Raw genomic sequence first — 24,304 nt, 5'->3', positions numbered from 1 at the left:
CCTCCTAGGTGGATTGCAGCGGTGCGTCGTCGGCCGCGACCACGAGGGTCAGGCCCTCGCGCGAGACGATGCGGACTTGTTGGCCCGGCTCGAGCGCCTGCTCCGCGCGCGCCTGCCAGGTCTCGCCGTGCGCCTGCACCTGGCCGTGGGTGCCGCGCCAGCGCAGCACCGTGCCGGGGTGGGCGAGCAGATCCTCGTCGCCGGTCGTCTTGCGGCGGCGATGCGAGCGCACCACCGAGGCGAGTATGACGACCAGCAGGATCGCGCTCAGCACCGCGGCGAGCACGATGACGGGAACGTCCAGGGCGAAGCCGGGAATGTCGCCGTCGAACAGCATGACCGAGCCGAAGGCGAATGCGACGAGACCGCCGATGCCGAGCACGCCGAAGCTCGGGGTGAAGGCCTCGGCCACGAGCAGGGCCACGCCGAGCAGCAGCAGGCCGGCCCCGGCGAAGGTGATGGGCAGCATGTTGAGGGCAAAGAGAGCGGTGAGCAGGGCGATGCCGCCCAGGGCGCCCGGAAAGATCGCGCCCGGGCTCATCAGTTCGAAAAGGATGCCGTAGATGCCGAGCAGCAGCAGGATGTAGGCGAGGTTCGGGTTGGTGATCGCGGCCAGCAACTGGGTGCGCCAGTCGGGCTCGAAGTGCTCGATCTCGGCGCCGGCGGTCTGCAGTGTGACGCTCTCTTCTCCCAGGCGTATCTCGCGCCCGTCGGCCTGGGCGAGCAGTTGCGCCGTGCTGCCGGCCACGATCTCGATCACGTTCTCGGCCAGGGCCGCCTGGGCCGGCAGGCTCTCGGCTTCGCGCACGGCGCGCTCGGCCCAATCGGCGTTGCGCCCGCGCAGTTGCGCGAGGCTGCGCAGATAGGCCACCGAATCGTTCACCGCCTTGCTGGTGCCGGCGTCCGCGGGGGGCGCTTCGGGTTCCGCGGGCGGTGCACGCGGCGCTCCGTCCGCATCGGGGTCGATGGGCCGCTCGGCCGGCGGCCTGGGCGGCGCGCCGCCGCCCATCGACACGGGCGTGGCCGCGCCCACGTTGGTGCCCGGCGCCATTGCCGCCAGATGGGTCGCATAGAGAATGTAGGTGCCGGCGCTCGCTGCCTGCGCGCCGCCGGGCGCGACGTAGCCGATCACCGGGATGGGGGCGGCAAGAATGAGGCGGTTGATGTCGCGCATCGAACTCACTAGCCCGCCGGGGGTGTCGATGCGCAGCAGCACGAAGCCGGCGCCGCGCTCCTGTGCCTCGGCCAACCCGCGCCGCAGGTAGTCGGTGGTGGCCGGGCCGATCGCGCCCTCGATGTCGAGCTGCAAGCCGCTGGCGGGGGCGGGCGTGGTGTCGGCCGCCCGTCCGCTGCCGTGCATCAGCGACAGCGTCAGCATCAGCATGACGAGGAGCAGCCAGCCGCGCCCGTCCCACCCGCTGCGGCGGGCGCAGGCGGCTGGTGGCAGTGGATGACGCGGGTGGCGCATGGGCATGGTGGCAGCCGGTGAAGTCATTCAGCCTCCACACGACCGCCCGGAGGGGGCTGAGGCCGCGCGGAGGGCAGCGGACGCGGTGAACGCGGGGGGCGTTTCATTGCAGTTGTCCCTGGCGCTGCGCGCCGCCTCGACGCATGAAACTGCAGTGATGCGATCCAGGGCACCGCGCAGCCGGCTCCGCCGGTCCGCCAGTGCCGACCCTCGAGGGGGCGCGCGTCAGCGCGTAGGGGCTAGGTTTCATTCAGCAGCAAGCCCTGTTCCGCCGTGGGGTGGTTCGCCGCAGGCGAGCGCTGGGATGCGGGCTGGCGCTCACGCCTCGTCGGGCGGTTCGGGGGTTGTCTGCAACTCGTGGGGATAATAGCCAGCGCGCAGGTTGATGCCGTATTCGACCCAGCATTTCAGGCTGCACAGCATCTGCGTCCAGCCCTGGCAATTGCCGTAGGACGCGCTGCGCCCGGTGTCGTCGTCGCGCCAGCCGTGCTCGTCGATGCTGACCAGGGTGGAGGCGTCGGGCAGGGCCTGCAAGCGGATGTCGATCACGGTGTCGCCATCGAGCGCGGCACCGGACTGCCAGCGCAATCGGATGTGGCTGGGAGCGACGAGTTTTTCGACCCGCACTTCCTGCGTGCCCCACCAGACCACCGTGGCGCCTTCGGCCAGCGGGGCGCTGGCGCCGCCGACCGTGGTGAAATAGCAGCTAAGCTTGTCGGGCGCGACGATGGCGTCGAACACTTCGGCTGCGGGGCGGGCGACGCGCGCGCTGACGCTGAAACCCAGGCTCATGACGGCTCCTCCGGGATGATCCGTGCATCACGTCCGCCGCAGGCGGACGCCCACCGGATGGGGCGCCGTTGGCGCCGGGATGGGCTGTGACCCGTGGCTGCCTTCGATGGCAGGCTCGTGGGCCGTGTCCATGCTCGATGCATTATGTTATAAAAATAGAACATGTCAAGCGATGCCGAATTCGAACAGGACAGGATCTTCAAGGCGCTGTCGCACCGGCGGCGGCGCGAGCTGCTCGATCGCCTGCGCGACGGGCCCCAGACCACCGGCGCGCTGTGCGCGGCCTTCGCCGACATGGACCGCTGCACGGTGATGCTGCACCTGCGCGTGCTGGCCGATGCCGGGCTGGTCGTCTCGCGCCGCCAGGGCCGCGAGCGCTGGAACTACCTGAACGCTCTGCCCATCCGCCATATCCACGACCGTTGGATCAGCGAGTACGCCAGTCCGGCCGTCGAGCTGCTGGTGCGGCTGGACGCGGCGCCGGGCGACGCCCGGGCAGCGGCGGGGCGGGCGTGAGCGCCCGCGGCCTGAGCGCGTCGGTGCTGACGCCGACGCAGGTGCGCCAGTTCGTGCGTGACGGCTACGTCTGCCTGCCCAATGCCTTCTCGCCGGAGCTGGCCGAGGCCGCGCGCGCCATCCTGTGGCGCGACACGGGCTGCTCGCCCGACGACCGGGCCTCGTGGCGCGCGCCCGTCATCCGCTTGGGCTGGTATGCGCAGCCACCCTTCGCCGCGGCGGCGGCGTCGCCGCGCCTGCACGCCGCGTTCGACCAACTGGTCGGGCCGGGACGCTGGCTGCCGCCGGGGCCGCTCGGCACGTTTCCGATCCGCTTTCCTTCACCCGAAGACCCGGGCGACGCCGGCTGGCACATCGACCCCGGATTCGGCTTCGAGACGCATCCCGACGACTTTCTCGCCTGGCGCACCAATCTCCACTCGCGCGGACGCGCGCTGCTGCTGCTCTTTCTGTTCTCCGACGTGGGGCGCCACGATGCACCCACGCGGCTGCGCGTGGGCTCGCATCGCCACGTCGCGCGCCGGCTGGCGCAGGCCGGCGAGGCCGGCCTGAGCTTGCGCGAACTGGCCGCCGACGGCTTTGCCGAGAGCGCGGGCGCACCGGAAATGCAGGCCACGGGGCGCGCCGGCACGGTCTACCTCTGCCATCCCTTCCTGGTGCACGCGGCGCAGCCGCATCGCGGCACCCGCCCGCGCTTCATGGCCCAACCGCCGCTGCTGCCCACGGAGCCTTTCTCGCTGGCCGCGCCTGCCGAGCAAGCCTTCCCCGTGGAGCTGGCGATCCGTGCGGCGCTTGCCGAAACCCCGCCACCGCGCCGACGGCGTATCGTCCATCTCCGGTAAGCCCTTCTTCTTCGACTCCAACCCATCGCCTTCCAGACCATGACTTTCAAGACGCTTGTTCCCGCCGCGGCCCTGCTTCTGCTCGGCGCCTGCAGTGCCATCGGCACCCAGCCCGTGTATCCCGAAGACGACCCCGCCATCGCCGAACGTCATGCCCGCATCCTGGCGGCCGCGCCGCATCCGAACTACGTTGGCCAGCCCGAGTGGTTCGAATGGGTCGACACGGCCACCGGCGTGGTCGACGCCCAGGGCCACGGCCCGGATCACGACTCCACCGAGTGGTGCCATGCCGTGCATTTCAAGGTGTTCGGGCATCGCGCCGACGAGACCGTGGTCTGCGATCGGCTGTGGCAGAAGCAGGTCGACAGCGCCCTGCGCAAGGATCGCGGCCTGCTCGACATCTTCTGACGCCGCCGTCCGCGATCGAAGTGCGGAGCGCATGCCCACATGCTTGGCCATCTCATGTCCAGCGTATATGATCCATATACGAACCATATAGGGAGGACGAGCATGGGCATTGTGAACATAGACGACGACTTGCACGATCAGTTGCGTAGGGCCAGCAAAGTATCGTGCCGTTCGATCAACGCGCAGGCCGCCTACTGGATCAAGGTCGGCATGCTGTGCGAAACCCAGCCGACCCTCAGTTTCAACGAGATCATCGAGCGCGAGTTCAATTCCGCAGGGGTTGCGGCTCAACCCCTGAGCGTGGCTGAAGCATGACCAAGCAGCCTTGGGAGCTGGCGTTGCTGGCCGAATCCGGCCGGCTGCTGGCGTCCGTATTCGGGCTGCTGGATCGAATCCCGCTCGCCGGCATGTCGACGCTGCAGATCGATCAACGGGTCGAGCAGTTCATCGTTCGTGACCTGCAGGCCCGGCCGGCGAGCAAGGGCCAGTATGGCTATGGTTTCGTGTTGAATTCGTCCGTGAACGAGGTGGTCTGCCATGGCGTTCCCTCGCCATCGAGCGTGCTTCGGGACGGCGACATCGTCAATTTCGACATCACGCTGGAAAAGAACGGCTATATCGCGGATTCCAGCAAGACTTATCTCGTTGGCGAGGTAAGTCCCGTCGCCAGGCACCTGGTCCAGACCACCTACGACGCCATGTGGAAGGGCATTCGGGCGGTTCGTCCGGGTGCCCGTCTCGGAGACATCGGCTGGGCGATCGAACGCCATGCCAAGCGGCATGGCTATTCGGTCGTGCGTGAATATTGCGGTCACGGCATCGGCCGGGAGATGCACGAGGAACCGCAGGTCCTGCACTTCGGAAAGCGGGGTACCGGCCTCGCGTTGCGCGAGGGCATGGTGTTCACGATCGAGCCGATGCTCAATCGCGGCGGGCCGAGCGTGAGAACCGAGGCTGACGACTGGACGGTGGTGACCAGAGACGGGTCGCTGTCCGCACAGTTCGAGCACACCGTTGCCGTGACGGCTTCGGGCGTATCGGTGCTGACCCTGCGCCCTGACGAACTAGGCATGACCGGCAGGATCAGCGCCGTCGCCTGAGCGGTCGCTGCAACCCGCGCCGCTCAGCCAGCGGCGGGCGAGCGCTGCCGCATCGACCGGCTGCTCCGTCGAGACGGTCACGATGTACTGGCGTTCCGCGTCGTTCAGGGCCTCGTGGGTGGCGAGCTGGCGTTCCAGTACGGCGGCGCTCGCCTCGGAGGCGTCCCCGCCCATGCGCTCGCGCTGCGCGACGCGGGCGCGCAGCGTGCTTGGGCAGGCGTCGCAATGCAGGATGGCGAAGCCGGCGTCGTGCCGGGCCGCGAGCTCGGCGAAGGCGGCGCGTTCCGCGCGACGCAGAAAGGTGGCGTCCACGATCACGGGGTAGTCCCCTGCCAGCGCGGCACTCGCCAGCGCGCGCAGCTTGGCCATGGTGCGCGTGTTGGCGTCGGCCGTGTAGATCTCGAGCGCATGCTCGGCCGAGCGATCCAACGCGGCCAGGCCGAACAGGCGCTTGCGTTCCACGTCCGAGCGCAGGCGGATCGCATGGGCCGCCATGGCAAGGCCGGCGGCCACCGTGGACTTGCCCGAGCCCGACAGCCCGAACGTGATGGCGAGCCGGCGCGGCCTGTCGGTTTCGGCGATGAGGGCGGCGGCGCAGGCCAGATAGTCCGGTACGTCCGGTACGCCCGCGCCGGCTGCGCCGCGCAGCGCACCCACCAGTGCGCGCACCAGGGCGCGATGCACCTCGTAGAAGCGCAGCACGGCGAGCCCGGCGTAGTCGCCGCCGCGCTGCAGATAGCCGTCGAGGAAACGGAAGGCGAGGTCCGCACGGCCATGGGCTTTCAGGTCCATGGTCAGAAAGCCGATGTCGCTCATCACGTCCAGCCGGCGCAGGGCGTCGTCGAATTCCAGGCAGTCGAAGGCGCTCGCTGCGCCGTCTTCCAGCACGATCACGTTGGCCAGGTGCAGGTCGCCATGCCCGTCACGCACACGGCCCTCGGCCTGCCGCTGGACGAACACCGGGCGCAGGCGCTCGGCCTGCTCGCGCACCCAGGCGGCGATGGGCGCGGCGCGCGCGCCCTCGGGCAGGCCGGCCAGTTGCTCGAGCACGTCGAGCGTGGGGCGCACCGCATGTTCCCAGACCTGGTCCGGCGCGCGTTCCTCGCACACGGGCGCCGCGGCATGGAAGTCGGCAAGACGCAAGGCGAGGGCGTCCAGATGCTCGGGCCGCAGCGCGTCCGCGGCCAGCCGTTCGCTGAACAGCGCGCCATCGGGAAATCGCCGCATGTGCAGCGCCCATTCGATCGGCGGGCCCGAGCCGCCCAGCTCGGGCGCCTGGGCCGAACCCGTGATCGGCAGGACATCCAGGTAGAGCTGCGGGGCGAGCCTGCGGTTCAAGCGCAGCTCTTGCCGGCAGAAGTGCTGGCGCGCGGCGAGGGTGCCGAAGTCGACGAAGGGCAGGCGGACCGGCTTCTTCACCTTGTAGGCCGCCTGTCCGGCCAGCAAGATCCACGAGATGTGGGTCTCCAGCAGGCGCACCGGCTCGCCGCTGGCGGCTTCGAGCCGGGCGCGCAGGGCCTGGATCAGGGTTTCGTCGATGGCGGACACGGGCGAGGCGGATGTTGGGCGACATCCCAGTGTATCGCCCGGGTGCGGGTTTTCGGCGGGAGGGCGCGCAGCGGATGCGCACGCGTGCAAGAACAACGCCCCGCCGGCGATGCCGGACGGGGCGTTGGTTCGTCTGCGCAGGCGACGCTGGGAGCGATGGCACTTGCCCTCTCGGGCGAGGCTGGCGCCCCGGCCTCGTTCAGAACAGGATGCGCGAGCGCAGCGTGCCGGGGATTTCGGCGATCTTCGCCAGCGCGGCCTCGGAGTAGGCCGTGTCCACGTCCGTCACGACGTAGCCGATCGACTCGTTGGTCTGCAGGTACTGGGCCGAGATGTTGGCCTGCGCGTCAGCCAGCACCTTGTTGATCTCGGACAGGATGCCCGGCACGTTCCTGTGGACGTGCAGCAGGCGGTGCTTGCCCGGGTGCGAGGGCAGGGCCACCTCGGGGAAGTTGACCGAGGAAATGGTGGTGCCGTTGTCGCTGTACTTGACCAGCTTCTCGGCGACTTCCAGGCCGATGTTGGACTGGGCTTCCACGGTCGAACCGCCGACGTGCGGCGTCAGGATCACGTTGTCCAGCCCCCGCAGCGGCGACTCGAAGGGCTCGCTGTTGTTGCCCGGCTCGGTGGGGAAGACGTCGACTGCGGCGCCCAGCAGCTTGCCCGCGCGCAGCGCCTGGTTCAGGGCCTCGATGACCACCACCTTGCCGCGCGAAGCGTTGATCAGCACCGAGGTGGGCTTCATGGCCGCGATCTGCTCTTCGCCGATCATCCACTGCGTGGCCGCCGTTTGGGGCACGTGCAGGCTGACCACGTCGCTCTCGGTCATCAGCTCCTTGAGCGAGCGCACCTGGCGCGCATTGCCCAGCGGCAGCTTGGTGACCACGTCGTAGAAGACCACGCGCATGCCCATAGCCTCGGCCAGCACCGAAAGCTGCGTGCCGATCGAGCCGTAGCCGACGATGCCCAGCGTCTTGCCGCGCAGCTCGAAGGCGTTGGCGGCGGACTTGCGCCACACGCCGCGGTGCGCCAGCGTGCTCTTCTCGGGCACGCCGCGCAGCAGCAGGATGGCCTCGGCCAGCACCAGCTCGGCCACCGAGCGGGTGTTCGAGTAGGGCGCGTTGAACACCGGAATGCCCTTGTCGCGCGCGGCGTTCAGATCGACCTGGTTGGTGCCGATGCAAAAGCAGCCGATCGCGGTGAGCTTGCGGGCGTGCTCCAGTACCTCGGCCGTCAGGCGCGTCTGGGACCGGATGCCGATGAAGTGCACCTCGGAGATCACCTTGAGCAGTTCTTCACCTTCCAGGGCTTTCGGGAAGGTCTGGATGTCGTGGTAATCCGCGGACTGGATGCGCTCCACCGCGGACGGGTGGATACCTTCCAGCAGCGCGAATTTGATTTTCCGTTTGTCCAGCGATGTCGTGCTCATTGGGTGACCTTGGAGAAAAAAGAACACGCGGTCGAACCGCCCGCGGGAGGGGTTGACCCTCGGCCGATATGGTACTGCTTTTTGCGGTTTCGATTGGTTGCGAGTCTCTCCCGCTCATTACCGGAGGGTGTATCGGCGTGCCGCATTCGGGCGGCGGCCGGCCGGTGGGAGTAAAGGCATGGGGACGCTTCGATGGATGTAAAGCAAGCTTTACACGTGCCCGGGGCAGGGTCTAGAATGTAAAGCAGACTTTACATTCCGGAGTATTGCCATGCGTCGCTATTTCCTGGAACTTGCGGGATGCCTGGCCCTGTATGCCGTCGTGCTGGCGGCATCGTTGACGGTGCTTGGCCAGGGCGGCCAGGCCGATGGGCCGCGCGTGCTGATATCCCTGGCTCCCATGATCCCGGCGTTTCTCCTATGTTGGGTCATTGTGCGCGGCGTGCGCCGTATGGACGAGCTGCAACGCCGCGTCCAGTTCGAGGCCATCGTGTTCGCCTTCGCCGGCAGTGCGTTGTCGACCTTCGGCTACGGCTTTCTCGAGAACGCCGGCCTGCCCCGGTTGTCGATGTTTGCCGTCTGGCCGTTGATGGCGGTGCTCTGGGTCGTGGGCGCTGCGCTCGCCGCGAGGCGTTACCGATGAGGAATTCGCTCAAGGCGCTGCGTGCCGAACGCGGGTGGTCGCAGGCCGACCTGGCCGAACGGCTGGGCGTGTCACGTCAGACGGTCAATGCGATCGAGACGGGCAGGTACGACCCCAGTCTGCCCCTGGCATTCGTCATCGCCCGCGTGATGGGCCTGTCGATCGAAGCGATCTTCAGCGAGGACGGCGACGACTGAAGGGGAAAGGAGGCGCTCGTTCGTCCAGCGCAACCCCCGCGCGGCGGGAGCATCGGCGCGTCCATTATGTGAGATGTTATATCATTTATAAATGATACGTTATATCATCTCTGATTTTGGCGAGATGCTGACACCCGGAATGTCCGCCGGGCGCAGTGCGAACGGGAGTCTGAAGGATGCATGCGAGACGCGATACGGCCGCAATCTGCCTGGCGGTGGCGATGGCTTGGGCGGGCACGGCGTGGGCCGAGGAGCCGGTGGGTGAGCGGCGCGGCCGCGCCGGGGCGGGCGAGGTACGGACCTTGTCGAACGTCGTGGTGACTGCCACTGCGTCCGAGCGGGATGCCGGCGATGCGCCCGCCAGTGTCTCGGTGATCGAGGGCGAGGCGCTGCGCGCCCGGCCCGTCCACGACCTGGCGGATGCCGTCAAGGGCACTGTCGGCGTGGGGCTGGACGATGTGGGCCTCGGCCGTCGCGGCATCTCCATCCGCGGCATGAGCAGCGAGCACACGCTGATGCTGGTCGATGGCCAGCGCATCAGCACCTCGGCTTCCGCGATCGCGCACTCGGACTTCGAGCTGGGCTGGGTGCCCACCGAGGCGATCGACCGCGTCGAGGTGGTGCGCGGCCCGATGTCCTCGCTCTACGGGTCGGAGGCGCTGGGCGGGGTGGTGAACGTGATCACGCGCTCGGCGACCGATCGCTGGCAGGGGTCGGTCAGCGCCTATGGTCTGGTCAACGATCATGGGCTGGACGGCAACCAGTACAAGAGCGGCTTCTACGTGGGCGGCCCGCTGGTGCCGGGCCGGCTCGGCCTGAACGCCTGGGGCGAGTACCGCTATCGGGATGCCCTGCGCGACGCCGCCGACCCTGCGTTCACCGCGCTGGACCGCAATCGGTCCACCACGGGGCACGTCGGCCTGACCTGGACACCGGACGCGCGCCAGCGCATCGATGTGTCGGCCAGCGCAGGCAATGAGGATCTGGACGGCGTGCGCGGCACTTCAGCCGCGCCCTACAGCGCCGACAACCAGGTACAGCGCCGCCGCTACGCGCTGTCGCACGCCGGGCAGTGGGACTGGGGCGACAGCCAGGTGCGCCTGTATCGCAGCACGCTCGATCGCGAGGCCGGGCGCAGCGACGGCGCCGACGCTACCGGGCCGAACCGCTTCACCGACACGGTACTCGACGGCCGCATCGGGTTCGCCGCCGGGCGCGCGCACAAGTTCACGCTCGGCGCGGAGACCCGCCGCGAGAGCCTGGAAGACCCCAGCGTGAACCGCGCCGGCAAGAAGTCGCAGACGCACTACGCGCTCTTCGCCCAGGACGAGATCGTGCTCGGCGAGCGCTGGGAGCTGGTGCTGGGCAGCCGCTTCGACCGCCACGAGGATTTCGGCTGGGAGACCAGCCCGCGCGCCTACCTGCTGTTCCATGCCTCGGACGCGCTCACGTTCAAGGGCGGCGCCGGCCGCGGCTTCAAGGCGCCCACGCTCAAGCAGCTCTCCCCCGAATACGAATCCTTCGCCGCCATGGGCGGGCGCGGCGTGATCCGCGGCAACCCGGAGCTGCAGCCCGAGACCAACCAGTCCTTCGAGTTCGGCGCGAGCTATGACCGGCCCCGCTGGTCGGCCGGGGCGACCGCGTTCCACAACGACGTGCGCAACCTGATCGAGACGCGCAGACTACCCACTTGCGACGTGAGCGGCCGGACCTGCCTGGTCTACGAGAATGTGGCCCGCGCCCGCCTGCAGGGCCTGGAGCTGACGGCCGGCGCGACGCTGTCCCCCGCCTGGCGCCTGGATGCCAACTACACCTATCTCGATGCGCGCGACCGCATGGCCGACACGCGGCTGCCCGATCGCTCGCGGCATCGCGCCAACGCGACGCTGGCCTGGACGCCGCTGGCGGCCTTGTCCACGCGGGTGAGGGTGGAGTACATCGGCTCGCAGTTCCGCTCGGCCACCGAAAGCGAACGGCCCGGCTACACCCTGCTGCACTGGTATGTGGACTACGACGTCAATCGCAACCTGAGCCTGCATGCCGGTATCGAGAATCTCACGGACAAGCGGCTGGCCAATGACGATGCCAGCGTCTATGGCCGTGCCGACGAAGGGCGCCGTTACTTCGCGGGCCTGACGGCGAGGTTCTGATGCGAGATCTCGGGTGGGTGGTCCAGCGCGCTGGCCACGTCGCGCGCCGCTGCTTGTCGTGCCGGCCGATGGTGGCCGGACGCTGGCTGTTGCAAGGGTCGACGGCGTTGTGCGTGGCGCTGTCCCTACTGGCCGCCATGCCGGCGGCGGCCAGGCCGCTCGTCCAGGTGCTGCACAACGGTTTCGTGTCCGCCGAGAAGTTCCAGCACCTGCGCGCGCTGGCCGAGCGCGAAGGCGTGGAACTCCAGCATCGCGATGTCGAGGTGCAGGCGCCCAACGCAACGGTCGCACTGCAGGATGCCGTGGAGGCGGCCGCCGTGGTCGTGCTCGACGTGCCGCGTCCCGGCGACCGCGCCATGGTGACCCAGCACCTGGGCGCCTTGGCCGAGGCAGCCGGCGTGCCGCGCCTGACCGTCGGCGGCGGGCGTCCCGAGTGGGCGAACCTGCCGGCCCAGGTCGCCGCGCAGATGGCGGCACTGTACGCGGCCGGCGGCGAGGACAACTTCCGCCGGTTCTTCGCCCTGGCGAAGTCGGTGCACGACGGCGCGGCGCCGGCCGAGGCGCTGCTGGCCCCGCCCGCTCGTCTGCCGGCGACGGGCTTCTACCATCCCGAGGCCGGCACGCTCTTCGACGGCGTCGAACCCTACCTCGCCTGGTACGGCACGCATCGCCCCGGCGGCGAGACTGCCGGCCGCGTGGCGTTCCTGATCCATCGCGGTGTGGTGGCCGACATGCTCACGCGCGACATCGACGAACTGATCCGGCGCAGCGAGGCCGCCGGCCTGCGGCCCATCGTGTTCTGGACGGACGGCGAGCGTGACGGCGGCCTGGCCGGGCTGCTCGCATCCGCCCGCGTGGATGCCCTGGTCAACCTCACGCACATGCAGGACGGCGCCGCGCGCAGCCGCGATTTCCTCGCCCTGGACGTGCCCGTGATCCAGACGCTGCGCTTTCGCGAAGGCCAGGCGGCCGACTGGCCGACGGCGACGAGCGGCGTGTCGCCGCGCACGACGGCCGTGTTCCTGGCCGGCCCGGAAGGGTGGGGCGTGAGCGACCCGATCGTGCTGTCGGCCAGCACGCAGGGTGTGCAGGACCTGCTGCCCGAGCAGGCGGATGCCCTGATCGGCAAGCTGCAGCGCCTGGTGGCGCTGCGCCAGACCCCGCCCGCGGACAAGCGGCTCGCCCTGATGTTCTGGAACTACCCGGCGGGCGAGAAGAACCTGGGCGCGTCCAACCTGAACATCCCGCGCAGCGTCGTCTCGATCCAGGCCGCGCTGGCCGCGGACGGCTACGCGGTGGGCGAGCCGGTGAGCGAGGCGCAGGTGATCGCCACGGGGCAGCGCATGCTGGGCGCGCTGTACGGCAGCGTTGCGCTGGACGCGCTGCTCGACGAGGGGCTGGCAGCACGGTATCCGCTGGACGACTACGAACGCTGGCTGGCCGCGCTGCCGCCCGCGCGCCGCGACGAACTGCGCCACGCCGGCGCCCCGGCGCGCCACCCCGCGGTCCGCGAGATCGACGGCAAGCGCTATTTCGTGATTCCACGCTGGCAACTGGGCCATCTCGTCGTCATGCCGCAGATGCCGCGCACCGCGCACGGGCAAGGGCACTACCACGACACGGCAAGCGCGCCCGATCACCTGTACATGGCAGCCTATTTGTACCTGCAAAACCAGGGCCGGGCGCATGCGCTCATCCACCTGGGCACGCATGGTACCCAGGAATGGCTGCCGGGCAAGGATCGCGGCCTGGCCGCGACGGACTACCCCTGGCTGGCCGCGGGCAGCCTGCCGGTGTTCTATCCGTACATCCAGGACAACGTCGGCGAGGCGATGCAGGCCAAGCGGCGCGGCCGGGCGGTCACCGTCAGCCACCAGACGCCGCCCTTCGCGCCGGCCGGCCTGTACGATCAACTGCGCGACCTGCATCATCTCATCCACGAATACCAGCAGCTCGACGAAGGCCAGGTGCGCGAGCAGGTAAGCGCGCAGATCCGCGAGCTGGCCGCCGGCGCCCATCTGCTCGAGGACCTCGGCTGGACGGTACCGCAGGCCGAGGCGGATGCTGCCGGCTTCCTGCAGCAACTGCACGATCACCTGCACGAGCTTGCGCGCAGCGCCATGCCCCTGGGGCTGCACACCTTCGGCGAGCCGGCCAGCGCAGAGCATCGCGCCAGCACGGTCATGCAGCAGCTCGGCCAGCCCTTCTACGAGGCCCTGGGCGTGGATGTCGAGGAGCAGTTCGCAGCGGATGCCGAGGCGCTCGCGCGGGCGCCCGCCTACCGCGCCGTACGCCGGATGCTGGGCGACGAAGCCGGCCCGCCCCTGCCCGAGGCCGTCGCCGCCTTTGCCGAACAGGCGCTGGCGCGCGATCGCCACCTGCGCGACACGCAGGAGAACCAGGCCTTGCTGGCCGGCCTGGCCGGCCGTTTCGTGGCGCCCGGCGCGGGCGGCGACCCCATCCGCAATCCCGAGGTGGCGAGCGGGCGCAACCTGTACGCCTTCGAGGCGGACAAGATCCCCGCCCGCGCCGCCTATGAATCCGCACGCACGGCCTACGACCAACTGGTCGAGGCCTTTCGCGCCGAGCATGGCGGCGCCTGGCCGCGCAAGCTCGCGTTCAGCCTGTGGTCGTCCGAGGCCATCCGCCACCTGGGCGTGACGGAAGCGCAGATCCTGCATGCCCTGGGCCTGCGTCCGGTCTGGGACGCGGGCGGACGCGTGACGTCCCTGGAGATCATCCCGGCCGCGGCGCTGGGCCGTCCGCGCACCGATGTCGTGGTGCAGGTGACCGGCGTGTATCGCGACCAGTTCGACAGTTTCATGCGGCTGCTGGACGACGCCATGCAGCGCCTCGCCGAACTCGACGAGCCGGACAATCCGATCGCCGCGAACAACCGCCGCGTCGCCGCTGACCTGCTCGAGCAGGGGCTGGCGCCGGACGCCGCGGCGCGGGCGGCGCGCTATCGCATCTTCGGCAATGCGCCCGGCGCGTACGGCACCGGCGTGCCGGATCTGGCGCTGCGCTCGACCGCATGGGACGACGATGCGGCGCTGGGCGAGCAGTTCCTCGCCGCCAGCCGGCATGCCTTCGGCGCGCAGGGCTGGGGCGAGGCGCCCGCCGAGGCCAACCTGCTGGCCGCCCAGTTGCGCGGCACCGAGGCCGCCATCATGTCGCGTTCCTCCAACCTGCACGGCGTGCTGTCCACCGACCACCCCTTCGAGTTCCTGGGCGGCCTGTCGGCGGCCATCCGCCACCTGGACGGCGAGGCGCCGCAACTGCTGATCTCGGACCTGCGCAGCCCGCAGGCGCGTACCACCGGCCTGTCGCGCTTTCTGGCCGACGAGCTGCGCGTGCGCTACCTGAACCCGCAATGGATAGGCGCCATGCAGCAAGAGGGCTATGCCGGCACGCTGCAGGTGCTCAACGCCACCAACAACCTGTTCGGCTGGCAGGTCATGGACCCCGGCACCGTGCGTGGCGACCAGTGGCAGGCCATGTTCGATACCTATGTCGCGGACACGCGCGATCTCGGTACGCGCGAGTGGTTCGAGCAGCACAATCCCACCGCGCAGGCTCAGGTGCTCGAACGGATGGCCGAGGCAATCCGCAAGGGCTATTGGGATGCTCCGGACGACACCCGCCGCGCGCTGGCCGAGCGCTGGCAGACGCTGGCGCGCGATTTCGCCGTGGACACGGGCGCCGAGCCGACGCGGCGGTTCATCGCCGAGATGGCCCAGGGTTTCGGCCTGGAGGCGGGGCCCGCGCCGGATGCCGCGAGCGCCCCGGCCGCGCCGGCAACGGATGCCGCATCGTCCCCGGAGGCGGCCGAGCGCTCGTCGGAGGACGTCCAGGGCCGCGTGCTCGAACCCGTCGAACCGCCGCCGCAGGACGACACCCTGCCTCAGCGCTGGGCGCTAGCGCTCATGCTGCTGTTGATCGGCGCGGGCGCCGTCCGCCAGGCGGCAAGCACCCGGCGCCGGTACGGGGCGCGGGCCGGCCCCGACGGTCTCGTGCGCTGAGCGGCGGGCGCCCTCGCGCCGCCGCACTGCATCCCGGCTCCTTGCACGCGCGGCGTGAATCCGCCGCGCGCCATTCCCATTCATCCAGGACTTCCGATCCACCCATGACCCTGTTCACCGACATCGAAGCACTGCTCTACGCCGTCTCGCGCGTGTTCCTGGCGCCCGTGATGCTGCTCATCGCGGCCGCGCTCGCCTATGCCCTCGTCATGCTGGGCGCCTTCATCGTCGAAGCCTGGCAGCGCCGGCGCGGCGCCCGGCCGCAGGCGCTCCTGGACCATGCACGGCAGGGCGGCGACGCGCCGGTGCTCGCCAGCGACGACCTGGAACTCTGGATCATGCAGCGCCTGGAGTGGCTGCGCATCGTCTCGCGCACCGCGCCCATGCTGGGCCTGATCGCCACCATGATCCCCATGGGGCCGGCCCTGCTGGCCCTGGGCAGCAACGACGGCGCCGCCGTTGGCCGCAATATGGTGGCCGCGTTCTCGTCGGTCATCCTGGCGCTGCTCGCGGCGAGCATCTGCTTCTTCATCCTCACCGTGCGGCGGCGCTGGCTGCTGCAGGACCTGCGCGCCCTCGAGCGCCAGCGCGGGGGGCCGGCCTGATGCGTTTTCTCGACGAAGAGGACAACGATCCCATGCTCTCGGTCGTCAACCTGATCGACCTGTTCCTGGTGGTCATCGGAATCCTGATGGTGACGATCGCGCAGAACCCGCTCAACCCGTTCTCGCAGGAGCGGGTGGTGGTGGTCGAGAACCCTGGCGAGGCGGACATGCGCATCACCGTCAAGGAGGGCCAGGAGCTGACCCGCTACGAATCCAGCGGCGAGCTCGGCCAGGGGCAGGGCGCCCGCGCCGGCGTGACCTACCGGCTCGATGACGGGCGCATGATCTACGTGCCGGAGGACTGAGCAGAACCGCGTGGCGCGGCCCGGTGGATGGCCGGCGGGCTTGCCGCGCCGCTATCGCGGCCGCACCGCGGACGATGGGGAGAGATATTTCCCGCGGAACCGACGCTGCGAGCAAAATTTTTCCGTCTTCGCGTAATGCGAGATCCATTTCGAAAAAACATGCCCGCTTCCCGATGGCATCATGTCCCGGTCAGCCAGTGCTCCACCAGGCGACCGTCACAACGTCAGAAGGAACCGTCATGCAAGAGCTGCCCGAGCATTTCGCCGTATCCGGCACTTCCGACCTCTCGCGCCGCGAACAGCGTCGCTCTTTCCTGGGGGCCGCCGGCGGCATGGCCGCGCTGGGCGCCGCCGGTCTGGCGGCCAGCGCGCCCGCCCACGCCGCGCAGAGCAGCACGGAGTCGCTGCTCGACGTCTGGACGCGGACCAAGAAAGCGCGCATAGGCGTCGACCTGAACAACAAACCACTGCGGTTCAAGGACGAGAACGGCAAGCCCGCCGGGCTGGGGATAGAGTTCCTCGAGCTGCTCCTGAACGACATGGGCGTCGAGCCGGTCTATACGGAGATGCCGTTCGGCCAGACGTTCGCCGCGCTGGCCGCCGGCAAGTTCGACATGATCGGCACCTTCGTGACGATCCTGCCAGGACGCGCCTTGCGCGGCGCCTTCGCGGGTTTTCCTGCGTACTACCAGCAGAACGTTGCCTACCTGAAGGAGGGCAGGTCGATCGGCAAGCTGGCCGAACTCAACGCGCCGGGCGTGAAGGTCGCATGCCAGCAAGGCACCTCGGAAGCCACCACGCTGCGCGCCTTGTTTCCCCAGGCCGAGATCCAGACCTTTCCGCAGCTCACCGACGCCACCAGCGCAGTGGGCACGGGGCGCGTCGACGCGTTGATCACGGACGCGCTGTTCGCGCAGAATGTGCTGAAGGCGTATCCGCAGGTCACCGTGCACGGTGAAACGGTCAACGCCATCCCGAACACCTTCTTCATGGCCGCCGACGATTTCAAGCTCTGGGCGTACATCACGAACTGGCTGCGCTACCAGGGAGCGCTGCGCACGATGGTCGGGCTGCAGCAGAAGTGGTTCGGCACCGAGGCGCAGGACAAGTACAACATCCCGTTGATCTCCGTCGGCTCCGGCGGGGAGCCGGTGGAAATCAAGCAGGGCTGAAGGGCGGGCGGCGGGCATGGGCTCGTACAACTTCCAGTGGAGCATCCTTGACGATTACTGGCCTGCGCTGCTGGCGGGCGCGTGGCTGGATCTCTGGGTGAGCGTGGTGGGCTTCGTGCTGGCATGCGCGTTCGGTCTGGTCTTCGCGCTGATGCGGCGCAGCGGCGTGCGGCTCCTAGCGGGAACGGGCACCGCGCTCGTCGAGACAGCGCGCGGCATCCCGCCCTACGTGATGCTGCTCTGGGTGCATTTCGGCGTATCGCAGCTCGCGGGCGTGGCGTTCTCGCCGTTCGAGAGCATCCTGATCGTGCTCGCGTTCACGAGTGCCGGCTATGCGTCCGAGATATTCCGCTCCGCCCTGGATGCGGTGGATCGGGGGCAGTTCGAAGCCGCCGAATCGCTAGGCCTGCGCCGTTACGCCGTCTACCGCGAGGTCATCCTCCCGCAGTGCATGCGCCGCGTGGTCGCGCCGCTGGGCAACGTCATGGTCGGAACACTCAAGACGGCCACCCTCATGGGCGTCATCGCCGTCCCCGACCTGATGCACCAGGCGCAGAGCATCAACATGGACTACTTCGCGCCGTTCGAGGCCTTCACCGCCGTGCTCGTGATCTTCGTCGCCATGGTCTTCACGATCTCGCTGCTGTTCCTCGCCATCGAGCGCGCGCTGGAGTATCCATGAAGCCTTGCCAGCCCGCGCCGCCGCCCGGCCGCCCGACGGTGGCGACAGGAGAGCACACCCGTGAGCCATGAGATGGACTGGCACGCCGTGTGGCTGCAGGCGCCGCAACTGGCCAAAGGGCTGGTCTTCACGCTGCAGATCGCGTTCGCGGGGTACGCCGCGTCGCTCGTGCTCGGGCTGCTGGTGGCCCTGCTGCGCATGTCGCCCTGGTGGCCGCTGCGCAGCCTCGCGTTCGCGTACACGCAGTTCTTCCGGGCGATCTCGATCTACATCTACGTGATCTGGATCTATTTCGGGCTCACCATGGTCACCGGGCTGGACCTGACGCCGTTCGCGGCCAGCGTGATCTCGATCGCCTTGCTGCACAGCGCCTATCTGTCCGAGGTGTATCGCGCCGCCATCCAGGGCGTGGACAAAGGGCAGCGCGAGGCCGCGGGCAGTCTCGGGCTCGGCCGCGTGAGCACGTTCTTCGAGATCGTGCTGCCGCAGGCGATGCTGGTCGCCGTGCCGCAACTGGTCAGCCAGTTCGCCATGATCGTGAAGGATTCGGCCGTGGTGGCCCTGATCGGGGCGAGCGACCTGATGGCCGAGACGATCCGCGCGGCGAATCTCGAGCATCGAACCTTCGAGTTCTATACGACGGCAGCGCTGGTCTATCTTGCCCTCGTGATCGCCGTGTCGCGTCTGGGCCGTCTGCTCGAACGCAGGCTATCGCGGCAGGCGCACTGAGATGAGCACGCACAATCCGAACGCCATGACGAACCCCATGAACGCGCGACAGAACATCCTCCAGCTCGCGGGGATCGAGAAATGGTTCGCGGCCAGGAGGCCCGGCATGTTCCGGCCTGTGCCGGCGCCCTTGCACGTGCTGCGCGACGTGTCGCTCGACGTGGGCCGCGGCGAGGTCGTGGTGATCATCGGGCCCAGCGGCTCGGGCAAGAGCACCCTGCTGCGCTGCATGAACCTGCTCACGGTGCCCGACCGGGGCAGCATCGTCTTCGACGGTGAGGCGCTCATCCAGGGGGAAGGCGGCCAGCGTGCGCTGCCGCACCTGGGCAGGCTGCGCCGGCGCATCGGCATGGTCTTCCAGCATTTCAACCTCTTTCCCCACCGCACGGCGCTGCAGAACGTGCAGCTCGCGCCCATGCGCGTGCTCGGCCTGCCGCGCGCCGAGGCGCGCGAGCGGGCGATGGCCGAGCTGGCCGCCGTCGGCATGGCGCACAAGGCCGATGCCTACCCGGGGCAGCTATCCGGCGGCCAGAAGCAGCGGGTGGCCATCGCGCGCGCGATGGCCATGCGCCCGGACGTCATGCTCTTTGACGAAGCCACATCGGCGCTGGACCCGGAAATCATCCAGGAGATCTTGGAGCAGATGAAGCGGCTGGCGGCGTCGGGCATGACCATGGTGGTGGTCACGCACGAGATCGGCTTCGCCAGGGAGGCCGGCGACCGCGTCGTCTTCATGGACCAGGGCAGCATCGTCGAGCAGGGGCCCGCGCGCGAGCTGCTGGCCCATCCGCAGAACCCCAGGACGCGCACGTTCCTGCAATCCATTCTTTGAAATCCGTCCCACCCGAGCAGACCCATGAAAATCGCCAAGATCGAAGCCATTCCCCTCGCGGCTCCCTTCACCTTCCGCGCCAAGGGGCACGCCTGGCGCGGGCGCGACTATGGGGCGCTGGAGCTGCTGCTGGTCCGGGTCGAGACCGAGGACGGACTGGTCGGCTGGGGCGAGAGCTTCGCCTACAACTGCCAGGCCGCCGTGCGCACGGCGCTACAAGAGATGATCGCCCCGATCGCGATCGGGCGCGATGCCCGCGACATCGCCGGGCTGCTCTACGAGATCCAGCGCGTCATGCACCTGTACGGCCGCTCGGGCGTGGTGAACTATGCGTTGTCGGGGCTGGACATTGCATTGTGGGACATCGCGGCGCGGCGCGCCGGCGTTCCCCTGTGCGAACTGTTCGGCGCGGCGTCGGTGGACAGTCTGCCCGCCTACGCCAGCCTGTTCCGCTACGACGATCCGGACAGCGCGGCGGCGGCGGCGCAGGCCGCCGTGGCCGAGGGCTACGGCGCGGTCAAGGTGCATACGCGCGGCGTGGCCGACGTCGTCGCGGTGCGCCAGGCCCTGGACGCCGCCGTGCCGGTCATGATGGACACCAATTGCGCCTGGCTGCCGGGCGAGGCCGCGGAATATCTGCGGCAGTTGCAGGGGTATGACATCCGCTGGGTGGAAGAGCCGCTGTACCCGCCCGAGGATTTCGAAACGCTGGCGGAACTGCAGCGGCGCACCGGCCAGGCGTTGGCGATCGGCGAGAATGCCTGCACGGCGTACGACTTCCAGAAGATCCTGCGCGCCCAGGCCGCGCGGTTCGTGCAGCCCAGCGTCATCAAGGTGGGCGGAATCAGCGAGTTCCGCAAGGTGGCCACTCTCGCCGAAGTCTACGGCGCGACGCTGGCGCCCCATTCGCCCTACTACGGGCCGGGCCTGCTGGCCACCTTGCACCTGATGGCGGCCTATCCCGCGCGCTGGGGCTGCATCGAGTTCTTCATGGCGGGCGTGGAAGCCTTTCCCTACGGCGATGCCCTGGTGCCGGTGAACGGCGCGTTCGCGCTGCCCCGCTCGCCGGGCCTGGGCCTGGAGCCCTCGGCGGCGTTCCTGCGCGACTATCGCGTCGAACCGGCCACGGCCTGAAGGCTCATTCGAAGGGTACGCGCAGGGTGAATTTCATCTTGCGCAAAGCGAAGTTCGAGCGAACGCTCTGCACGGCCGGGCAGGAATACACGGCCTCCTGCAGGAACTGCTCGTAGTCGGGAGTCTCGCGCACGATGACGCGCAGCAGGTAGTCGGCGTCGCCGGTCATGGAAAAGCACTCCAGCACCTCGCTGCGGCGCTCGATCGTCTGCTCGAACTGCCGTACCGCGGCGCGGTCGTGCTTGGCGAGGGTGACGTGAGCGAAGACGCATTGCTTGAAGCCGAGCTTTTCCACGTCGAGCACGGCAATGTAGTTCTCGATGTAGCCGCGCTCCTCGAGCGCGCGGATGCGGCGCCAGGTGGGCGAGACCGACAGGCCGATCTGGTCGGCGATCTCCTGCACGCCGGCCCTGGCGTCCTGCTGGAGGATTTCCAGGATCGCCAGTTCGTATTTGTCGAGGGTTTCCGGCGGCGAGGCGTTGGGCGTGCGCGGTGGTGTCATGGCGTTGTGCTTGCGGCAAGAGAGTGCCTTGGATGGGCATTCTCTGGTTTTCGGCCACGCTAGGCAATCCCGGCCTGCGTTTCGTGCGGATCAGAACCATTCATTCGCTTAAGATCGCGTCGAAGACAAGAATTTTCTTTCGTGAACCTTGCCGCGTGCCGGCCATCGGAGCACTTCCATGAAGATCCGCAGCGTCCAAGCCATACCGCTCTCGATCCCGTTCGAGGTGCGCAGCCGGCTGCCCGCGTGGCGCGGCAAGGATTTCGGAGCGCTCGAGATACTGCTGGTGCGGATCGAGACCGAGGACGGGTGCGTCGGCTGGGGCGAGGCCTTTTCCTACGCCTGCCAGGTGCCGGTCAAGGCGGCCATCGAGCAGATGATCGCGCCGCTGCTGATCGGCCAGGATGCGCGCCGGATCACCGGCCTGATGCATGACGTGCAGAAAGTGCTGCACATCTACGGCCGCTACGGGGTGGTCAACTTCGCCTTGTCCGGCGTCGACATCGCGCTCTGGGACATGGCGGGCCGGCGCGCGGGGCTATCCCTGGTCGAGCTGCTGGGCGGCGCGAACGCGAGCACGATCGATGCGTATGCGAGCCTGTTCCGCTTCGACGATCCGGATCGGGTCGCCGAAGCCGCCCGGGCCGCCGTGTCGGCGGGCTACAAGTCGATGAAGGTGCACACGCGCGGGTCGGTGGACGTGGGTGCCGTCAGAGGCGTCGTGGGCTCGGAGATCCCGTTGATGGTCGACACCAACTGCCATTGGACGCCCGCCGAGGCGAGTCGACTGGCGCATGCCCTGAAGGCCTACGACATTCGCTGGCTCGAGGAGCCGATCTATCCGCCGGAGTCGTTCGATGCCTTGCGCGACCTGCGCCAGGAGAGCGGCATCCCGATCGCCATCGGCGAGAACGCGTGCACCGTCCATGAGTTCCAGAAGATCCTGGCCGCCGGCGCCGCGACCTACGTCCAGCCCAGCGTGGCCAAGGTGGGAGGCATCACGGAGTTCCGCAAGGTGGCGGCGCTGACGGAGGCGTACGGCGCTTCGCTGGCGCCGCACTCCACCTACTTCGGGCCGGGCTTTCTCGCCACGCTGCACCTCATCGCCGCACAGCCGGCGGCGCCGCGCATGAGCATCGAGCATTTCGTCGTCGGTCCGGAGGCGTCGCTGTACGGCGGCGCCCTGGACGTCCAGGACGGCGCGTTCGCGCTGCCGCCCGGCCCGGGGCTCGGCCTGCAGCCCGATGGCGATGTGCTGCGCGACTACCGGGTCAAGCCGGCATGAGGCGGGCGCGCCGCCGGCGCGCGCCGCTCAGAACGGCCACAGGATGGGAATGAAGATCACGCCCAGCACCCAGAAGATCAGGTTCAGGGGCAGGCCGACCTTGATGAAGTCCACGAAGCGATAGCCGCCGGCGCTGTAGACCATGGTGTTGGTCTGGTAGCCGACCGGGGTGGAGAAGCTGGTCGAGGCGGCGAAGGTGACGGCGATCAGGAAGGGCGTGGGGTTCACGTCCAGCATGTTGGCGGTGGACATGCCGATCGGCGTGAGCAGCACGGCCGCCGCGGCGTTGCTCATGAATTCGGTCAAGAGCAGGGCCATGAGGTACAGCACGGCGAGCACCACCAGCGGCCCGTGCGAGGCGACCAGGCCGATGGTGTTCTCGACGATGAACCCGGCCGCGCCGGTCTGGCTCATGGCCACGCCCAGCGGCAGCAGGCCGGCCAGCAGGATGATGATGCGCCAGTCGATGGCGTCGTAGACGTCGTCGGCGTCCAGGCAGCCGGCCAGCGTCATGGCGACGGCCCCGGCCAGCGCGGTGATCGAGATCGGCAGCCAGCCGATGGCGGAGATGCCGATCACCAGCACCATGGTGACCAGCGCGAACGGGGCGCGCCAGCCTTTGGGCGGGTCGTCGTTGCGCTCGGACAGCACGATGACGTTGGCGTCCTTGCGCAGGGCCGGCATCTCGGTCTCCGACGTGGTCATCAGCAGCACGTCGCCGACCATCAGGCGCACGTCCTTGAGCTTTTCGCGCAGGATCTGGCCGCGGCGATGGATGGCCAGCACCGTGGCGTCGTGCTGCCAGCGGCGGTCCAGCGTGGCGAGCGTGCTGCCCGACGCCCGCGAGCGCGGGGCGATCATGACCTCGGTCAGCACCTGCGGCACGTCCTCGTCGTCCTTGTTCCTGCGGTGCTTGAGCTTGGTGCGCGCGTTGAGCTCCAGCCCCTGGCTCTTGCAGAGTTCTTCCAGCTTGGACCACTCGCCGCGCGCGAGCAGCACGTCGCCTTCCTCGAGGACTTGCGAGCGTGGCGACCAGACTTCCTCGTCGCCACGCATCAGCTCGAGCACGAACACGCCGTACTCCTCGCCGAGCTTGGCCTCGCCCACGGTCTGGCCGAGCAGCTTGGCGTCGGGCATGACGCGCAGCTCCGTGACGTACTTGCCGATCTCCTGGCTGTCCGCGAGTTCCGAGGCCTTGGTGTCGGGCAGCAGCCAGCGGCCGATGGTGAGCAGGTACAGGCAACCCACCACCATGCAGATCACGCCCAGGGGCGTGAACTCGAACATGCCGAAGCCCGGATGGCCCAGGTCCCGGGCGATGCCGTTGACCAGCAGGTTGGTCGAGGTGCCGACAAGGGTGCACACGCCCGCCATCTGGGAGACGTAGGACAGCGGGATCAGGGCCTTGGAGGCGGGCATGCCCACGCTGGCCGTGGCCGCGATGACCAGCGGCATGAACACGGCGACCACCGCGGTGTTGTTCACGAAGGGCGCGACCACGGCGAGGATCAGGAACAGGGTGAGCAGGAACAGGAACGGCGACCTGGCCTTGCCCAGGAGGCGGCCGATGCCGGTGAGCGCGCCGCTGTTCTGCAGCCCCGCGGCGAGCACGAACATGGCGGCCACCGTGATGGTGGCCGAGTTGCTGAATCCGCTGACCGCCTCGCCCGGCGTGACCAGCCCAGTGATGGCCAGGCTGGCGAGCACCAGCAGGGCCACTGCGTCCATCCTGAGCTTTTCCGTTGCGAACAGCAGGATCGCCGCGAGGGCGATGCCGAGAACCACCACGATGTCTGTTGTCATGCCTGAAGCGTTCCTGCGTGGCGTCTCACCGCCGTGACACGCACGTTCTTGTTGTCGTCGAGCGGATCGGGCTCGCGGGCGACGTGCGGGCGAACCGTTCGGCCCGACAGTGTAGAGCCGGGCGGCGGGGCGGCGAATAG

Annotated in this window: 23 protein-coding genes; 17 read left to right on the top strand and 6 right to left on the bottom strand. The window is 68.9% G+C overall.

The window, feature by feature from the left end; genetic code table 11:
* Positions 1 to 4: 4 nt before the first annotated feature.
* Together FOZ76_RS15770 and FOZ76_RS15765 are read right to left on the bottom strand one after the other, a co-directional pair.
* On the bottom strand, positions 5 to 1,495 hold the full coding sequence (locus FOZ76_RS15770; protein WP_246129551.1) for an NfeD family protein: 1,491 nt from the start codon (positions 1,493 to 1,495) through the stop codon (positions 5 to 7).
* Between the two features lie 291 nt (positions 1,496 to 1,786).
* Positions 1,787 to 2,260, bottom strand: a complete 474-nt coding sequence (locus FOZ76_RS15765) for an SRPBCC domain-containing protein (protein WP_143949217.1) — start codon at positions 2,258 to 2,260, stop codon at positions 1,787 to 1,789.
* Between the two features lie 162 nt (positions 2,261 to 2,422).
* Here FOZ76_RS15765 and FOZ76_RS15760 point away from each other — a divergent pair, with 162 nt between their 5' ends.
* The 5 genes from FOZ76_RS15760 (at position 2,423) to map (ending at position 5,126) form a co-directional block, all read left to right on the top strand.
* Positions 2,423 to 2,776, top strand: a complete 354-nt coding sequence (locus FOZ76_RS15760) for an ArsR/SmtB family transcription factor (RefSeq protein ID WP_143949216.1) — start codon at positions 2,423 to 2,425, stop codon at positions 2,774 to 2,776.
* Positions 2,773 to 3,618, top strand: a complete 846-nt coding sequence (locus tag FOZ76_RS15755) for a phytanoyl-CoA dioxygenase family protein (RefSeq protein ID WP_246129549.1) — start codon at positions 2,773 to 2,775, stop codon at positions 3,616 to 3,618. Before FOZ76_RS15760 ends, FOZ76_RS15755 begins: the two co-directional genes overlap by 4 nt.
* A 39-nt stretch (positions 3,619 to 3,657) precedes the next feature.
* Positions 3,658 to 4,026, top strand: a complete 369-nt coding sequence (locus FOZ76_RS15750) for a hypothetical protein (RefSeq protein ID WP_143949215.1) — start codon at positions 3,658 to 3,660, stop codon at positions 4,024 to 4,026.
* Positions 4,027 to 4,128: 102 nt separating this feature from the next.
* Positions 4,129 to 4,341, top strand: a complete 213-nt coding sequence (locus FOZ76_RS15745) for a ParD-like family protein (protein ID WP_143949214.1) — start codon at positions 4,129 to 4,131, stop codon at positions 4,339 to 4,341.
* Entirely contained in the window at positions 4,338 to 5,126 is a 789-nt protein-coding gene (map, locus tag FOZ76_RS15740) for a type I methionyl aminopeptidase (RefSeq protein WP_143949213.1), read from the top strand. The genes FOZ76_RS15745 and map overlap by 4 nt, the downstream gene beginning before the upstream one ends.
* Here map and FOZ76_RS15735 read toward each other — a convergent pair.
* Positions 5,091 to 6,674 carry a bifunctional aminoglycoside phosphotransferase/ATP-binding protein gene (locus FOZ76_RS15735; RefSeq protein ID WP_342781878.1) on the bottom strand — a complete coding sequence of 528 codons (1,584 nt, stop codon included), beginning with the start codon at positions 6,672 to 6,674 and terminating at the stop codon, positions 5,091 to 5,093. The genes map and FOZ76_RS15735 overlap by 36 nt on opposite strands.
* A 199-nt stretch (positions 6,675 to 6,873) precedes the next feature.
* Complete coding sequence (gene serA, locus FOZ76_RS15730) at positions 6,874 to 8,103, bottom strand: phosphoglycerate dehydrogenase (RefSeq protein ID WP_143949212.1); 1,230 nt, start codon at positions 8,101 to 8,103, stop codon at positions 6,874 to 6,876.
* 271 nt (positions 8,104 to 8,374) lie between these two features.
* On the opposite strand from serA, the gene FOZ76_RS15725 reads away from it, so the two are divergent.
* From FOZ76_RS15725 to FOZ76_RS15675, 11 genes are all read left to right on the top strand, one after another.
* Complete coding sequence (locus FOZ76_RS15725) at positions 8,375 to 8,746, top strand: hypothetical protein (protein WP_143949211.1); 372 nt, start codon at positions 8,375 to 8,377, stop codon at positions 8,744 to 8,746.
* On the top strand, positions 8,743 to 8,943 hold the full coding sequence (locus FOZ76_RS15720; RefSeq protein ID WP_143949210.1) for a helix-turn-helix transcriptional regulator: 201 nt from the start codon (positions 8,743 to 8,745) through the stop codon (positions 8,941 to 8,943). Before FOZ76_RS15725 ends, FOZ76_RS15720 begins: the two co-directional genes overlap by 4 nt.
* Positions 8,944 to 9,119: 176 nt before the next feature.
* Complete coding sequence (locus tag FOZ76_RS15715) at positions 9,120 to 11,093, top strand: TonB-dependent receptor domain-containing protein (RefSeq protein ID WP_143949209.1); 1,974 nt, start codon at positions 9,120 to 9,122, stop codon at positions 11,091 to 11,093.
* Positions 11,093 to 15,115 carry a cobaltochelatase subunit CobN gene (gene cobN, locus FOZ76_RS15710; protein ID WP_246129548.1) on the top strand — a complete coding sequence of 1,341 codons (4,023 nt, stop codon included), beginning with the start codon at positions 11,093 to 11,095 and terminating at the stop codon, positions 15,113 to 15,115. Before FOZ76_RS15715 ends, cobN begins: the two co-directional genes overlap by 1 nt.
* Positions 15,116 to 15,219: 104 nt before the next feature.
* Positions 15,220 to 15,720, top strand: a complete 501-nt coding sequence (locus FOZ76_RS15705) for a MotA/TolQ/ExbB proton channel family protein (RefSeq protein ID WP_143949208.1) — start codon at positions 15,220 to 15,222, stop codon at positions 15,718 to 15,720.
* On the top strand, positions 15,720 to 16,025 hold the full coding sequence (locus FOZ76_RS15700) for a DUF2149 domain-containing protein (protein WP_143949207.1): 306 nt from the start codon (positions 15,720 to 15,722) through the stop codon (positions 16,023 to 16,025). Before FOZ76_RS15705 ends, FOZ76_RS15700 begins: the two co-directional genes overlap by 1 nt.
* A 239-nt stretch (positions 16,026 to 16,264) precedes the next feature.
* Positions 16,265 to 17,197, top strand: coding sequence for a substrate-binding periplasmic protein (locus FOZ76_RS15695; RefSeq protein WP_143949206.1), 933 nt, complete (start codon positions 16,265 to 16,267; stop codon positions 17,195 to 17,197).
* Between the two features lie 16 nt (positions 17,198 to 17,213).
* Positions 17,214 to 17,879, top strand: a complete 666-nt coding sequence (locus FOZ76_RS15690) for an amino acid ABC transporter permease (RefSeq protein WP_143949205.1) — start codon at positions 17,214 to 17,216, stop codon at positions 17,877 to 17,879.
* 60 nt (positions 17,880 to 17,939) lie between these two features.
* Complete coding sequence (locus FOZ76_RS15685; protein WP_143949204.1) at positions 17,940 to 18,608, top strand: amino acid ABC transporter permease; 669 nt, start codon at positions 17,940 to 17,942, stop codon at positions 18,606 to 18,608.
* 55 nt (positions 18,609 to 18,663) lie between these two features.
* The gene (locus FOZ76_RS15680; protein WP_425473296.1) at positions 18,664 to 19,440 is read left to right on the top strand and encodes an amino acid ABC transporter ATP-binding protein; all 777 of its coding nucleotides are present in this window, start codon (positions 18,664 to 18,666) and stop codon (positions 19,438 to 19,440) included.
* A gap of 24 nt (positions 19,441 to 19,464) precedes the next feature.
* Positions 19,465 to 20,574, top strand: a complete 1,110-nt coding sequence (locus FOZ76_RS15675) for a mandelate racemase/muconate lactonizing enzyme family protein (protein WP_143949203.1) — start codon at positions 19,465 to 19,467, stop codon at positions 20,572 to 20,574.
* A gap of 4 nt (positions 20,575 to 20,578) precedes the next feature.
* Here FOZ76_RS15675 and FOZ76_RS15670 read toward each other — a convergent pair whose 3' ends face one another.
* Positions 20,579 to 21,076: an Lrp/AsnC family transcriptional regulator gene (locus tag FOZ76_RS15670; protein ID WP_143949202.1), complete on the bottom strand. Its 498-nt coding sequence runs from the start codon at positions 21,074 to 21,076 to the stop codon at positions 20,579 to 20,581.
* A 178-nt stretch (positions 21,077 to 21,254) separates the two neighbouring features.
* Here FOZ76_RS15670 and FOZ76_RS15665 point away from each other — a divergent pair, with 178 nt between their 5' ends.
* Positions 21,255 to 22,361 (top strand): mandelate racemase/muconate lactonizing enzyme family protein, encoded by a 1,107-nt coding sequence (locus FOZ76_RS15665; protein WP_143949201.1) that lies wholly within the window; start codon positions 21,255 to 21,257, stop codon positions 22,359 to 22,361.
* Positions 22,362 to 22,388: 27 nt separating this feature from the next.
* Here FOZ76_RS15665 and FOZ76_RS15660 read toward each other — a convergent pair whose 3' ends face one another.
* On the bottom strand, positions 22,389 to 24,164 hold the full coding sequence (locus tag FOZ76_RS15660) for an SLC13 family permease (protein ID WP_143949200.1): 1,776 nt from the start codon (positions 24,162 to 24,164) through the stop codon (positions 22,389 to 22,391).
* Between the last annotated feature and the right edge of the window lie 140 nt (positions 24,165 to 24,304).

It is taken from the genome of Verticiella sediminum (genome assembly GCF_007558815.1).
Taxonomy (GTDB): Bacteria; Pseudomonadota; Gammaproteobacteria; order Burkholderiales; family Burkholderiaceae_B; genus Verticiella; species Verticiella sediminum.
This window is presented reverse-complemented; position numbering and strand designations above follow the sequence as displayed.

Coding starts and splice junctions, on each gene's coding strand:
- FOZ76_RS15705 (WP_143949208.1), top strand. CDS start 15,220: ATGACCCTGTTCACCGACATCGAAGCACTGCTCTACGCCGTCTCGCGC.
- FOZ76_RS15690 (WP_143949205.1), top strand. CDS start 17,214: ATGGGCTCGTACAACTTCCAGTGGAGCATCCTTGACGATTACTGGCCT.
- FOZ76_RS15750 (WP_143949215.1), top strand. CDS start 3,658: ATGACTTTCAAGACGCTTGTTCCCGCCGCGGCCCTGCTTCTGCTCGGC.
- FOZ76_RS15720 (WP_143949210.1), top strand. CDS start 8,743: ATGAGGAATTCGCTCAAGGCGCTGCGTGCCGAACGCGGGTGGTCGCAG.
- FOZ76_RS15770 (WP_246129551.1), bottom strand. CDS start 1,495: ATGACTTCACCGGCTGCCACCATGCCCATGCGCCACCCGCGTCATCCA.
- FOZ76_RS15700 (WP_143949207.1), top strand. CDS start 15,720: ATGCGTTTTCTCGACGAAGAGGACAACGATCCCATGCTCTCGGTCGTC.
- FOZ76_RS15765 (WP_143949217.1), bottom strand. CDS start 2,260: ATGAGCCTGGGTTTCAGCGTCAGCGCGCGCGTCGCCCGCCCCGCAGCC.
- FOZ76_RS15660 (WP_143949200.1), bottom strand. CDS start 24,164: ATGACAACAGACATCGTGGTGGTTCTCGGCATCGCCCTCGCGGCGATC.
- FOZ76_RS15760 (WP_143949216.1), top strand. CDS start 2,423: ATGTCAAGCGATGCCGAATTCGAACAGGACAGGATCTTCAAGGCGCTG.
- FOZ76_RS15715 (WP_143949209.1), top strand. CDS start 9,120: ATGCATGCGAGACGCGATACGGCCGCAATCTGCCTGGCGGTGGCGATG.
- cobN (WP_246129548.1), top strand. CDS start 11,093: ATGCGAGATCTCGGGTGGGTGGTCCAGCGCGCTGGCCACGTCGCGCGC.
- FOZ76_RS15670 (WP_143949202.1), bottom strand. CDS start 21,076: ATGACACCACCGCGCACGCCCAACGCCTCGCCGCCGGAAACCCTCGAC.
- FOZ76_RS15695 (WP_143949206.1), top strand. CDS start 16,265: ATGCAAGAGCTGCCCGAGCATTTCGCCGTATCCGGCACTTCCGACCTC.
- FOZ76_RS15725 (WP_143949211.1), top strand. CDS start 8,375: ATGCGTCGCTATTTCCTGGAACTTGCGGGATGCCTGGCCCTGTATGCC.
- map (WP_143949213.1), top strand. CDS start 4,338: ATGACCAAGCAGCCTTGGGAGCTGGCGTTGCTGGCCGAATCCGGCCGG.
- serA (WP_143949212.1), bottom strand. CDS start 8,103: ATGAGCACGACATCGCTGGACAAACGGAAAATCAAATTCGCGCTGCTG.
- FOZ76_RS15675 (WP_143949203.1), top strand. CDS start 19,465: ATGAAAATCGCCAAGATCGAAGCCATTCCCCTCGCGGCTCCCTTCACC.
- FOZ76_RS15745 (WP_143949214.1), top strand. CDS start 4,129: ATGGGCATTGTGAACATAGACGACGACTTGCACGATCAGTTGCGTAGG.
- FOZ76_RS15665 (WP_143949201.1), top strand. CDS start 21,255: ATGAAGATCCGCAGCGTCCAAGCCATACCGCTCTCGATCCCGTTCGAG.